We start from the raw sequence: 12,285 nt of genomic DNA, 5'->3' as shown, positions 1-12,285 counted from the left end.
ATTCAAAAAGGGGTCTGATAATACTGATTTTTCTAAAAATGGACGTAACTCTGCCATTCTGGTATTTATAGAATAGGCTCTCGGGGCTTCGGGCTTCTAAAGCTCCATTCAACCCATTGCGTCGAAGGCCGGCTTTAGAACAGCTGCCGACCACTGGCGGAAGCTGTGGTGTGGTGTTTTCCCCTAAATTCCATTTCCCTTTGGGGACATCACACCTGCAGACAAGTTTGCTGGCTAAATTAAAAAAGACGAGGTGCAAATTATGAATGCATTAGAACAATTACCAGAACCGGAAAGCTTAAAAAAGCTAATGATTGCCCAAGCAGCTCTGAATACAATTCTTTGTGAGACGGAGTGGCTTCGTTATCATAGCTTTGTTCAGGAATGGGATGAAGGAGTTTGCATGGCAAAAATACATAATGGGGCGGGGGATCATCTTATCATGTTGTTTTCCGCTATAGGCTCCATCATGAAGGGGTTCGATCATGAATCTCAATTAAGTCCGCATGCACAAGACGAATATGAAGTATGGCCAGGCATCTATGATGACGTTCCAAGCGGATTATTATCGCTGCTGGAGCATGAAGACATTGAAAAAGAAGATGTGACTTTTTGTATATGGCGTAAAAATAGTGATTCGAGCTGGCAGAAGGGTGAGGTTGAAATGCCAGAAGGAGCAGATGATGGGTCTGCCTTTCTAATAGGTGCAATTTATCAGACACCCGAAGAGTTCGTGCAATTTGCGAAGGATTACTATGAGTTAGCCCTGCCAGTAGAAGTTGTTGAACAAGTTTACGAAGGTGTTCCTATTACTATGGAGATGATTCAAATGCTAAACCCTGACTGTGCTGCAGAGGAAGTTTATCGGGAGTTGGAGTCAATGAAGTTAATTTAACGTTGCGATTAGCCGTTCCGCAGCTTATTGAAATCTGGGCTTCCGAAGCGGGTGCAAAAAGCACTAGAGCCCGGGCTGGAGTAATCTTTATCGCCCGGTATAGAATGCCCTTGGACACGGCAATAACTAAAACAACAAGCGACTGCCTATACAGCCGCTTGTTTCTTACTATATAGGCCTTAAATTTGCCTAGAGCTCATGAATCGAATTCATTAGTGACGGATGGGTAAAATATGATTAAATGCTTGATCCAATAAAGCACTAGCTTCTTGGCGTTTCAAAAGTTCTTTAGAACGAAAGTTCACGGAGCCATCAGATTTGACCTTAGTATCCGGGTCCATGATCCCTTGGGATACAAGCGCTTTGATGGCTTCAACTGCCCAAGCATCCGTTGTGCCACTCAGTTTAACCTTCGTTCTAGGCTCTACCTGTTTCAGGTTTTGGATCATGACCGCCGCCATTTGTCTAGTGATCGGAGAATTAGGATGAAAATTAGGCAGTCCGGCTTTCATCTGCTTCGTATTGGCTGCAAGCAAGAAAGGCATTTTATGCCACCCCTGGGCGCGAAGCAGCACTTCTGAGAATTCAGCTTGAGTCATCGTTCCTTTTGGATCAAAGATATGGGAAGACTTCCCGTTCATGACTTTCAAAGCCTTGAGATTGTTAATATATGATTTATACTTACTATTCGCAGGTACATCCGAGAATGGTGAATCAACGTTAACTTTTTCTGCAAATGAAGCTAAGTCTGGTAGACCCGTAGAATACATATATGCAATCTGGCCAGCTGCGTTTTTCTTAAACGCCACTTTAGTACCTGATTCATCTTCGAACAATAAAGGGTGGATCATTTTCAGCGTATGCTTGCCAGAAGGTGTTTCCGAAACTAAGTTCCCGTTCGAATAAGAAATCTTATTCCTCAAAGCATCCATACGAATGTTTTTATATAATCCGACATACGCTTTGGCTTGCTGCTCACTGATTGCTGAATAGGTTGGCTTTGAAGCTTCTGTCTTTCTTGGATAATAGTGATTCATAAACGCTTCATACACGTCGATGCTAAACTGGGCGTTGTCGTCATTGTTGGACAGATAAAAGGCTACATTCTTCTCAGGCAGAATAACAATCAGGGATGAATGCCCTGTAACATTCCCTCCTTTTATAATCACATGTTGACCATTCATTTTCTCAGGGAAATAGCCTTCGAACCCTATTGTTGTAATAGGAATCGTTTTATCAGCAAAATACTGGTATGTGTGCATTTGCTCTATGCTTTTTTGGCTCACAATTTCTTTGCCATCATACTTTCCTTTGTTCAGATGCATTAAGAGATACTTCGCCATGTCATCTGCTGTTGAGATGATACCACCTTCAGGTTTCTCTGTAGGCATAGTTCCATCCATGGGGATCAGCTCACCCTTCGGCCCATAGTGAGCAGCCATTCTGCCTAGTAGTTCAGGCGTAAACCGTACATTCGTTGAGGTCATGCCTAACGGGCCAAAAATGTTTTTCTCCATATACTTCGAATAAGGCATTCCCGAGGCATTCTCTACCGCATACCCCGCTAGCAAAAACCCAAGATTGTCATAAACGTAGGCTTCTCCCGGAGGCCTCACAACTGCTGACATATGTGATTTGAGAAAATCCTTTATTGGATAGTTTTTGTTAACATATTCCGGTGAGTAATACGAAGAGGTATCGGGAAATTCAAATCCGCTTGTATAGGTAAGCAGATTATACATGGTCAGCTTTTTCCCCGTTTTATTCGGAATCTTCAATCCTCCTAAGTACTTTTGAATGTCGCCTCGCAAATCGATTTTCCCCTTATCGACCATCTGCATAGCAGCCAAGGCCGTGAATTGCTTGGTAACAGAGCCGATCTGGAAAACAGTGTCTTTATCAACGGGAATTTTCTTTTCCTTGTCGGCATAACCGTAACCTTTGCTTAGTAACACTTTCCCATTGCCCACGACTGCAAAATTAGAACCGACTGTATTATACTTCTTCATCACGTCCGCAAAAACGCTATCTGCAAATGCTTCTAGCTCCTTGGTATCGCGAGGCCCCTCCAAGCTAGCATTTATAGGTGCATTAGTTGTGGACATTGTTGCGGCAGCCGCCTGGCTGCTAGGTGGGATAATTGCGGTCGTTGCCATAGCGGATAATAACAGAACCGCAAGGGTGCGAGTCTTTTTGTTCATACATGGTCTCTCCTCAAAATGAATTTGCCTGATTAGAACTGGCTGAACCGAGTATGGCAAAAGGCTCGTCATATCAACAAGTATCATTTCGTCACATATCGACAAATTTCATTTTGTCACCCAGGATGCCAAGACAATTTAAAATGTAATGTGACAATTAGGCACTAGGATTTATGACTATATAAGGATTAAGATTCTCTAAAACGGCCGAATAACATTTCTTTACCTAGAGCCATTAGAGACGGAGCGTGATCATCATCGCCTTATTACAGAACATCATTATAGAACACGGATACATCTCTATTTTCTGCTTTTTGGCGCTTGGTATTATTGGTTTGCCTGTGCCTGATGAAATCTTAATGACGACGGTCGGTTATTTTTCTTCACTTGGGCTGCTTTATTTCCCGTTATCGCTTTCAGTTAGCGTCTTCGGGGCCATGACTGGAATGCTGTGCAGTTACGCCCTTGGGCGGAAATTCGGCAAGCCGCTGCTGTGGAAGTATGGGAAATGGATCAGGCTCACGACAATAAGATTGGAGAAAACAGAAAGTTGGTTCGAGCGTTATGGCCCTTGGGCAATATGTATAGGTTACTATATTCCAGGGTTTCGGCATCTAACTTGTTACCTGGCGGGGATGAGCGCTATGAGCCTCAGGAAATACTTACTCTACTCGGTCTTAGGGGCCTTGTTATGGTGTGCCTTGTTTATATCCATCGGCTATTTCCTTGGAGCATCGGTCAATTTCTCCGATGTGTATGCTTCTGTTCTCCGGTTGTTCCACTGATGTGATTGTCCTGAAGAAGGGTTGTGGAACCTGTGATGAGGGGGATATTCGTCCTGTGCTTAAGAGGGCTACATATTTGTAACCTGCCGTTACGGACAGCATGGCGAACCGTATCACAAGTAGGTAAAGCTGACCCCCGTGCTATAGGCGGGGGTTGTTTTGCGCAGAGGAGGATTATACAGCTGCACAAACAGTGCTGCTGAAATCGTGACTATGTTCTTTTTTTCCCAACAGCGCCTAGGAAAAGAATAAATTCTTCATCACCATCTAGACCTAAGACCTCGTCGATCAGGTTTTGGTCATAAATGCCGATCGCACAAGCTCCAGCATCGATTGATTCGCTTGCCAGATAAAGGTTCTGAGAGACATGTCCAATATCAATCAGGATTTTTTTATGTGCGGAGATATCATATTTCCATTCGGAACGGTATGGAATTGTACTCCATGCGAACATGACGGCAGCCTTTTTCGTAAAATTTGGGACAAATGGCTGGTCTAAGGTAATGGCATCGATTTTTTGGTCAATTTCATCCAATTCGGACATAAATAAGAGCTTGTGCTCCACTGGTAAATACCTGTAGATTCCTTGGCGTATTCCCTCCACCCGCATAATGAAAAGGTAGGTTTCAAAAGTATGGGTTGCGCCACTGCATGGCACAGTTCGAAGGGTAAGCCCGGTCTTCGTTGTACTTGTTATTCCTTGGGTGGCCCATAATAGATAGGATAACTCCTCCAGACGCAAACTTTCCTCAGAATAAAATCGGGTACTCCTTCTATCCTTGATACAGTCATAGATATTATGTTTCTTTACAACGTCCTCGTTACATTCCGGGAAGTCAATCATGATGGAGGAAGAGGAATAAGGTTTAACCGTCAGTGGTTTTGACAGGCCCTTTATCTTGTCTGTTTTCACATGCTTAAATTCAAGAAAATTTGACTTCAAGAAGCTTCTTTGCTGTTCATATCGCCCCATGTTAGAACCCCCCAGGATATCTTTACTCTATAAAAAGTATACACGTCCAGGTATTCGCGGTTGTGATATGAATCACGTACTCCGGCTTACATTTTTTGCATGTTATAATCCCTTCAAAAGCCCATCTTCTCTTCTGGAGTGAGATGAAGGTTCGAAAGGGGGCCAACAGCAAAATGACTCAAATTCTTATCGCAGACGATGATGCGCATATTCGCAAGCTCATCACCTTATATTTGCGGAACGAAGGGTTTGACACGGTCGAGGCGGCAAATGGGATCGAGGCGCTCTCCATCATGGAGAATTCGGCCGTTGATACTGTAATTCTTGATATTATGATGCCACATATGGACGGATGGGAATTGTGCAGGGAGATCCGCCGCCTATATCCGGAAGTTCCGCTGCTTATGGTAACGGCCAAAGGAGAGTCTGGGCAAAAGGTAAAGGGCTTCCAGCTCGGTACGGATGATTACGTGACCAAGCCTTTCGATCCCGTGGAGCTTGTAATGAGAGTAAAGGCGCTGTTAAAGCGTTATCGGATCGCCTCTTCCCAGATCGTTCAATTAGGCGGAATTGTGTTGGACCGGCGGGCCTTCAAAGTGATCCGGGAAGGCGAAGAGCTCATTTTGCCGCTAAAGGAATTTGAGCTTCTGTTCAGACTGGCTTGTCACCCGGGGCAAATATTGACCAGAGAACAGCTCATTGTTCAAATTTGGGGAAGGGATTACGAAGGCGACGACCGAACCGTCGATGTCCATATTAAGAGAATTAGGGAACGTTTCGCCGGGGATGCTGAGCATTTCCGCATTGAGACGGTCCGCAGTCTCGGATACCGGCTAGAGGTGAAGAAATGACAAGGTCTTTATACGTCCGCGTTGTGCTAACTTTTTTAGCGGCTATGGGCATAGGCCTGCTTGTCTCTGTTCTGGCTGGGCTCGCCTTATTCGAGGAGAGAATCGACCGGATCGGGCAGAATGACTTGACAGCCGCGGGAGAGGAGATCATTCATGTCTACGAACAGACGAAGCCGGCAGATTTGGATCGGTTCATGGAAAGCATGGTGAAGCTAACCTCCTACTCCATTCAACTATACTCTGGCTCTGGGGCCATGAAATCCTTCAAGTACGACTCCGGCATGGACGATCTTGCGATTTCGCAGGAATCCATTCGGAAAGTAAGGGAAGGCGGGGTATATCGATCTTCCTCCCAGGATGAGATGACGTTCATTGGGCTGCCGTTCCAGGTCGGCGGTGAGCGTCAGGCTTTATTTTTGCTGCCCTCATCCAAAAACGAATCGACCCTCACTCACTTGCTGCTAACCATTCTGTTACTGGTTCTCGTTACAGGAAGCATCTGCATTCTTATAGCTGCAATTTATGTTGTAAGACCGATCAAGACGCTTACGGCCGCGACGAAACGACTTGCGAAGGGCGATTTCGACGTGGAATTGGGAGTGAAGCGCAGGGATGAGCTGGGGGATTTAGCTCGGAGCTTTAACGAAATGGCGCTTGATCTTAAGCAGTTGGAGCAGATGCGCCAGGACTTTGTCTCGAACGTGTCGCACGAAATTCAGTCTCCATTAACGTCCATATCCGGTTTTGCGAAAGCGCTGAAGGATATAAACGTCATTGCCGAAGACGAGCGCATTCAGTATCTGGATATCATTTTGGCAGAAAGCGGCCGATTATCCAGGCTCAGCGATAATTTACTCAAGCTCGCGTCCCTCGATTCCAATCACCATCCTTTGGAGTACACCACTTTTCATCTTGACGAACATATCAGGCAGGTTGTTGTGAACTGTGAACCTCTATGGTCAGCGAAAAACCTGGATATTACTCTGGATCTGCCTCAGTCTGCCGTAATAACAGCCGATATGGATCAGCTCAATCAAGTATGGACGAACCTGCTTAGCAACAGCATCAAGTTTACGCCGGATGGCGGACTCATCCATGTTCAATTAAGGACCCGCAAGGACGGATATGCTGTGACTTTATCCGATTCCGGGATCGGTATTGCACCTGAACAACTGGGCCGTGTTTTTGAGCGTTTCTACAAGACGGACCGGTCCCGGAGCCGCAGCGGCGGCAGCGGTCTTGGACTCGCGATTGTCAAAAAAATTGTCGCTCTTCACCATGGCGATATTATTATGGAAAGCCAGGTTGGCCAAGGCACGAAAGTCGTTGTTCATCTGCCCGCCAACCCGCCTAATCAAGCGTAAACCGGTTCACGCTCCGTTCATATTTCTCTCATACTCTTTTGAGTATGCCGCAACGGCGGCTGGCAGGAGAACATGAATGGAGGAAACGGAAATGAGTGTTATCGGTACGATCGATTCGGTAAAATGGCTGACAGTTTGGGAGCTCATGATGTGCATCATTAATTTATTCGTATTGGCGGTGTACGCAGTACCTATCAAGAAGTATTACAGGTGGTTTGATTTCTTACCCAGCGTAGGTGTGCTCGCAGCTATTGCAAGTGCCCTGTCCGGGGACATGACCCTTCTGGCTCTCATCATCGAGTCGCTGACGCTGCTCGTGTTTTTGTGCACAATTAGAAGACTGTTAAAGCCTAAAGTCTGGACGGCTCCGAAAAGGACAGCATTCAGGATCGTTCGGAGTGTAATCTGTGTATGCGGAGCTGCTCCCATGGTGTTCGCGTTAGCCAACGCGGGGGTAATGCGGTACAACCCGGTCAGCGATTTTAGCGGCATGAGCTATTCCAAGGCGTTCGTTGCCATGAATGAGAGATTGTCGCGCGAATATCCGTTTGGGGAATGGAAGAGCATCGATTGGAATGAGCGTCGAAGCAGGTACGAGCCTATCTTCAAACAGGCCGAGAACAACAAAGACTTCGACTTGTATTATAAAACGTTAAGAGAATATCTGTTTTCGCTGCGGGACGGCCATATCAAAATCGTTAACGATAATGTGTACGATGGAAATAAAGTATTCAAAAAGGAAGTTGGCGGCGGCTTTGGATTGAGCACCGTCCAATTGGATAACGGCAAAGTTCTCATAAGTCTGGTTTTGGAGAATAGCCCTGCGGCCAAGAGTGGAATGAAGCCAGGTGCGGAAATCATCGCTTGGGATGGGAAAACAGGAAAGGAAGCGTTCGACCAGACAATTTGGAGCGAGAGCGGCATGGCAACAGATGAGGTGAAGAGGCTCAATCAGGGGCGATTTATTGTGCGTGCGCCCATCGGCAAGGAAGTACAGGTTGAGTTTCGCAATTGGGGAGAGTCTGAGCTGACCCGAACGAAGCTGACGGCTTATGACGATCAATTCGAGACGTTGAAGAAGACGAAAATCAAACTCACCCAAGCTGATCTGGAGGCTTCCCCCATTGAAGGGAGAATCCTTGACAGCGGTTATGGATATGTGAAAATCAAACATTTTCTGCCCAATTCAAACGGCACCTCACCTGAAGAAAGCCTGGCGGACCTATTGAACATGTTCCAGGACAGGCACGTTAAGGGCTTGATCATTGATCTGCGGAACAATCCCGGCGGGGACGATCAGCTTGCCGCCAATCTGGCCGGGTTCTTCGTCAAGGAGACGAAACACTACGAATATGTCAGTTATTACAACAGATATACGGGGAAGTTTGAACTGAATCGAAATGAAGTTCTTAAGGTTAAGCCTGCAAAATTTCATTTTGACGGGAAAGTGGCCATCTTGATCAACAGCAGAACCGGAAGCTCGGGGGAAGGAATACCTCTTGTTTTAAAAGGCGCACCCCATGTCAAAATCGTAGGGTTCACCTCAACGGCCGGCTCGTTCGGACTCGTGAGCAGCCCAATCGAGATCAAGATGCCGAAAGATTACGTCATCCAGTTCCCCGATGGAAGGTCGCTCAATCAGGACATGAAGGTGCAGGGGGATGCCGACAATACCGGAGTCGGAGGCGTGGTTCCCGATATCAAAATCCCCCTAAATGAAGAGACGTTCAAAGCAAGCGTGATGAAGGGGCAGGACGTTGAGTTGAAGTACGCGATCGAAGCGATGGGGAAATAATTAGACAGTCGGTTTGGTTGATCTTGCTCGTTAGAGAGACTGCTCAACCTCTGTTCCAACAAAGATATTACGGTGAACAGTATCGACTTTAAGGGTAAAATAGAAGGGACCTCCATGATGCCCCCCGATCCTGATTTTATTGTTTGGGTTGATGATGCAATTGTAGCCATTGACACAAAAGGTGAACATCTCATCGTAGGTGGCCTCAAGATAGAACTTTTCCATCTTGTCGCTGACAGCATACACACTGAAATTTATGTAAAGCTTACCCCGCGTTCATAAAATAGTAAGAAGAGTCAGCCATCATTTGGCTGACTCTTCACCCCGTCATTTTAGCATTGCTTTTTTAAAGTATTAATTTCAGCTTCAGACAGCCCGGATGCTTTGATTATAATAGATGTATCCACTCCAAGCCTGAGAAGCTCTAAAGCCATCTGAGCTGCTTTTCTTCTCTCGCCTTCAGCCAATGCTCCTTCAATCATGGAAGCTTCATCATGCAGATATTTCTGTCTGTCTTCGTACAATCGGCGTGCCTCAGCATCCTGACTAAGAAATTCCAGCGTGTCCATTGCTTTCTTCAAAACAGGCTCGTTCATCGTCAGCACCTCCCAATTGGATTTATCGGCACCTTTCAAAAAAAGTAACCAGTTAACTAGCCCTCCGCTCTCTACAGGAGCCGCTTGATCGCCAAGCTTAGGTAATTCGAGAAAATGCAGTTCCATGTCATCTACAAGCGAAATGCCGCTTCGATCTTCACGGAGATGGAAAACGTTATGATATTGGTCGTTGGGCAGAAATGAGTAGTTCAGGATATTGATGGTTACACATTTCTTCAACATTTTATAGGACTGGCCCTCTTGAAGCTGTCCATTGTATAGCTTACTCCAATAGAAAAGAGTGCGCTTCTCGGTATCATATTTGTTGAATAGTTGCATTTCAACATTGATAAGCTCCCCATCGGCTGTTTTACCGCGAATGTCCAGTATCGACTGTTTATCGCGGGGAGCGTCCTTTTCGGTATAAGGATTCAGCAGGATAATCTCTGTCAAAGGTGGTCTGTCAGCTTCTATAAAGGTCTTGTTCAAGAAGGTAAGCAGAACATCCCGATTTTCCTCACTGCCAAATATTCGTTTGAATAAAAAGTCATTACGGGGATCAAGCAGCTCGTTCATCTGCAATCAGCTCCATTCATTAATAGTATATCACGCTCATTGGTTCTTAGACACACACTAAGCAGACACGTAAAAGTGACTTCGCGTGCCTGCATGAACCGTTGTATGTTAATGTAAAGGAGCATCTGATTCATCCGAATATACTCTAAAAACCGATATGGTGAACCGTATTTCAAGTAACGGTGAGTTTATGGCTGAATTCCTTGAAGTACATAGCAGGGGTACTCATTTCCTCCTCTCCAACTCCGCCTTTAATCTTGCATTCTCTTCCATCAGCTTCTGAACGTCTGGAATATCCTTGCCGGAAATCCAGCCATACAAATCGTCTCTTGCTGCATACCCTGGCAATTGATCACGAAGTACCATTTTAATGTGCCGCATATCTTCAACATAATAAATAGGGACTTGCTCCATGACCGTTTGCTTAAACGCTTGAAACTCCTGGGAGTGTTCAATGGCTGTGAAATCGTATGGCAGTTGTCTCAATCTTTCATCTGTGACAACAAAAGCAAATCTAGGTTTGCCCGTTTCTCCGGCATACTCATATTCCCATTGCGTATAGCTTTTGGATTCATCCTCAGGGAGCGTTAAACCATAGAATCCACCGAGAATCAGGATATATACATCGGACTCATCGATCCATCTCTTCCTGATTTTCATTGGACTTTCCTTGAAAAATTGCTCGACTCCAGCCGGGATATGACCGGCTTGAAGGATGGCTTCAACAGCGGTATGTCTTTCCTCAATAAGATCATAGTAAGTAGACGATATGTAAATTTGAAGTTTTTTTCTCATAGGATCACCCAAATTTTAGTAATAGTATACATAGAACCTATCACTCTCCCACTTTGCTTGTCAAAATTTACTGGGCTTTTCTTACAACATTCGAAACCTAAACCGTTTATATGAGTACTATCTTCAAGAGGGCCATGCATGGCACGTAGTACTTTAAATGGCTTTATAGGATTTAGAAGAAAGGGTGATAGAAATGCCGAGTGATCACGAAGATCGTCCTCCCGTTGGTTCTATTAGAGAAGCGGGTCGTTATGTTATCGACCTGACAGGTCCAGGCAGTCACACGCTGGTGATTCAGCCCGGGGTGGGCAGCCTTTCCATTGGCCCATCGTACTTGGGAAAAAAGGCAGACCTTCACGTCGCGCCCGACATGCGTATGGATTGGAGTGTATTCGATGCCTTTGCCACACCGGCAGGCTCGCCCTGGCCGCGTTTTCTGAATTATACCGGAGGGGACACCGGCTTCTTGGATTGGGCACAGAAACGTCCCATTGAAGAGATGACGTGGGCCCCAATCCTGTCTGAAGATACGGAAGTGGACGCCAGCCAGTCCCTTTTGCATGGCTTGCATATCGAGTTGGGCCCGTCCGGAGAATATTTGAACTTGAAGCTTCCGAGGAAGCTTTACCGTCTGGGCGTGTCTGGTAATCTATCACGTTTCTCGGCCAATGGCGAGATGCCAGCTTCTCTGATACTAGCGCCGCGCACCAGCAGACGCAAGGGTGATACCCCTTTCTTGATGCCCGACCTGGGTGAATTGCATCAGGTGACAAGCCTGTCGCTGCAGAATGCGCCGCTGGGGCAGCCCATCTCACTAGAGTGTCTAGACCGGTTCCCGAACCTAGACTCACTGAGTTTGTGGGGGAACTTCTGCGACCTCGACTTGTTGGCCCGGCATACCCGGTTAACGAATCTGGAGCTGCGCTTCATGCCTGATCTGGAGGGCCTTCCAGCCTTGAACGTATGGCCGCTGCTTGACCGTTTCATCGCATACAATGTGGAAGAGGCCACAGGCAAGTGGTTAAGGCAGCAAATGAAAGCACGCGCCAAAACCCGCCCATGGACCGACCATGCCTCAGTGAGCCAATTGCGTAAGCCTGAGTGGTGGTTGACCGAGTTCGGGCGCCCGTTCTCGTCCTGGCCTAAACGTCTGGCCAAGCTGGCTAACGAGGCCTACAACGTGGCCCAGGCAGATTTGGCCCAGGCTCGCAGCTTTGCTGATGCCGAGGCGGTTATTACTGCGTTCACCGTGCGCTTTAACACGCTTAAAGGCATCGAAACCACCGAACGGGAAGACCTTGGGGAAGCCGTTTGGCAGCTCAGCCAGTCTGAGCACCTGATTGGCCAGCCTATAACAGATGAAATGGCTCAACGCTGGTTCGATGCAGCGCGTAATTACTAATGCTCAGATTTAACAATTTTCAGCAGGGCTTAAAATTAAGTAATAGGAGTGA

The 12,285-nt window shown here is 46.4% G+C and carries 11 protein-coding genes; 7 read left to right on the top strand and 4 right to left on the bottom strand.

The window, feature by feature from the left end; genetic code table 11:
- The first annotated feature begins 262 nt into the window (after positions 1–262).
- Positions 263–895, top strand: a complete 633-nt coding sequence (locus KJS63_RS12590) for a hypothetical protein (protein WP_213619442.1) — start codon at positions 263–265, stop codon at positions 893–895.
- Between the two features lie 212 nt (positions 896–1,107).
- Here KJS63_RS12590 and KJS63_RS12585 read toward each other — a convergent pair whose 3' ends face one another.
- Positions 1,108–3,096, bottom strand: a complete 1,989-nt coding sequence (locus tag KJS63_RS12585) for a serine hydrolase domain-containing protein (protein ID WP_213619441.1) — start codon at positions 3,094–3,096, stop codon at positions 1,108–1,110.
- A 257-nt stretch (positions 3,097–3,353) separates the two neighbouring features.
- Here KJS63_RS12585 and KJS63_RS12580 point away from each other — a divergent pair, with 257 nt between their 5' ends.
- Complete coding sequence (locus tag KJS63_RS12580; RefSeq protein ID WP_213619597.1) at positions 3,354–3,881, top strand: DedA family protein; 528 nt, start codon at positions 3,354–3,356, stop codon at positions 3,879–3,881.
- 211 nt (positions 3,882–4,092) lie between these two features.
- Here KJS63_RS12580 and KJS63_RS12575 read toward each other — a convergent pair whose 3' ends face one another.
- Complete coding sequence (locus tag KJS63_RS12575; RefSeq protein ID WP_213619440.1) at positions 4,093–4,854, bottom strand: SagB/ThcOx family dehydrogenase; 762 nt, start codon at positions 4,852–4,854, stop codon at positions 4,093–4,095.
- Positions 4,855–5,027: 173 nt separating this feature from the next.
- Between KJS63_RS12575 and KJS63_RS12570 the strand changes: the two genes are divergently transcribed.
- The 4 genes from KJS63_RS12570 (at position 5,028) to KJS63_RS12555 (ending at position 9,146) form a co-directional block, all read left to right on the top strand.
- On the top strand, positions 5,028–5,705 hold the full coding sequence (locus tag KJS63_RS12570) for a response regulator transcription factor (RefSeq protein ID WP_213619439.1): 678 nt from the start codon (positions 5,028–5,030) through the stop codon (positions 5,703–5,705).
- Positions 5,702–7,069 carry a HAMP domain-containing sensor histidine kinase gene (locus KJS63_RS12565; RefSeq protein ID WP_213619438.1) on the top strand — a complete coding sequence of 456 codons (1,368 nt, stop codon included), beginning with the start codon at positions 5,702–5,704 and terminating at the stop codon, positions 7,067–7,069. The genes KJS63_RS12570 and KJS63_RS12565 overlap by 4 nt, the downstream gene beginning before the upstream one ends.
- 76 nt (positions 7,070–7,145) lie before the next feature.
- Positions 7,146–8,864: a S41 family peptidase gene (locus KJS63_RS12560; protein ID WP_213619437.1), complete on the top strand. Its 1,719-nt coding sequence runs from the start codon at positions 7,146–7,148 to the stop codon at positions 8,862–8,864.
- Positions 8,865–8,978: 114 nt separating this feature from the next.
- Entirely contained in the window at positions 8,979–9,146 is a 168-nt protein-coding gene (locus tag KJS63_RS12555) for a hypothetical protein (RefSeq protein ID WP_213619436.1), read from the top strand.
- 50 nt (positions 9,147–9,196) lie between these two features.
- Here KJS63_RS12555 and KJS63_RS12550 read toward each other — a convergent pair whose 3' ends face one another.
- Together KJS63_RS12550 and KJS63_RS12545 are read right to left on the bottom strand one after the other, a co-directional pair.
- Entirely contained in the window at positions 9,197–10,036 is an 840-nt protein-coding gene (locus KJS63_RS12550) for an Rpn family recombination-promoting nuclease/putative transposase (protein WP_213619435.1), read from the bottom strand.
- Between the two features lie 225 nt (positions 10,037–10,261).
- Positions 10,262–10,831, bottom strand: a complete 570-nt coding sequence (locus tag KJS63_RS12545; RefSeq protein WP_213619434.1) for a DUF4062 domain-containing protein — start codon at positions 10,829–10,831, stop codon at positions 10,262–10,264.
- Between the two features lie 193 nt (positions 10,832–11,024).
- Here KJS63_RS12545 and KJS63_RS12540 point away from each other — a divergent pair, with 193 nt between their 5' ends.
- Positions 11,025–12,233: a hypothetical protein gene (locus KJS63_RS12540; RefSeq protein ID WP_213619433.1), complete on the top strand. Its 1,209-nt coding sequence runs from the start codon at positions 11,025–11,027 to the stop codon at positions 12,231–12,233.
- The last annotated feature ends 52 nt before the right edge of the window (positions 12,234–12,285 follow it).

Origin of the sequence: Paenibacillus sp. J22TS3, assembly GCF_018403205.1 — a bacterium.
GTDB classification, from domain to species: Bacteria; Bacillota; Bacilli; order Paenibacillales; family Paenibacillaceae; genus Fontibacillus; species Fontibacillus tuaregi.
The sequence above is the reverse complement of the archived record's forward strand: the minus strand, read 5'-3'. Positions and strand labels throughout refer to the sequence as shown.

Coding starts and splice junctions, on each gene's coding strand:
- KJS63_RS12560 (WP_213619437.1), top strand. CDS start 7,146: ATGGAGGAAACGGAAATGAGTGTTATCGGTACGATCGATTCGGTAAAA.
- KJS63_RS12540 (WP_213619433.1), top strand. CDS start 11,025: ATGCCGAGTGATCACGAAGATCGTCCTCCCGTTGGTTCTATTAGAGAA.
- KJS63_RS12585 (WP_213619441.1), bottom strand. CDS start 3,096: ATGAACAAAAAGACTCGCACCCTTGCGGTTCTGTTATTATCCGCTATG.
- KJS63_RS12550 (WP_213619435.1), bottom strand. CDS start 10,036: ATGAACGAGCTGCTTGATCCCCGTAATGACTTTTTATTCAAACGAATA.
- KJS63_RS12555 (WP_213619436.1), top strand. CDS start 8,979: ATGATGCCCCCCGATCCTGATTTTATTGTTTGGGTTGATGATGCAATT.
- KJS63_RS12565 (WP_213619438.1), top strand. CDS start 5,702: ATGACAAGGTCTTTATACGTCCGCGTTGTGCTAACTTTTTTAGCGGCT.
- KJS63_RS12570 (WP_213619439.1), top strand. CDS start 5,028: ATGACTCAAATTCTTATCGCAGACGATGATGCGCATATTCGCAAGCTC.
- KJS63_RS12575 (WP_213619440.1), bottom strand. CDS start 4,854: ATGGGGCGATATGAACAGCAAAGAAGCTTCTTGAAGTCAAATTTTCTT.
- KJS63_RS12545 (WP_213619434.1), bottom strand. CDS start 10,831: ATGAGAAAAAAACTTCAAATTTACATATCGTCTACTTACTATGATCTT.
- KJS63_RS12590 (WP_213619442.1), top strand. CDS start 263: ATGAATGCATTAGAACAATTACCAGAACCGGAAAGCTTAAAAAAGCTA.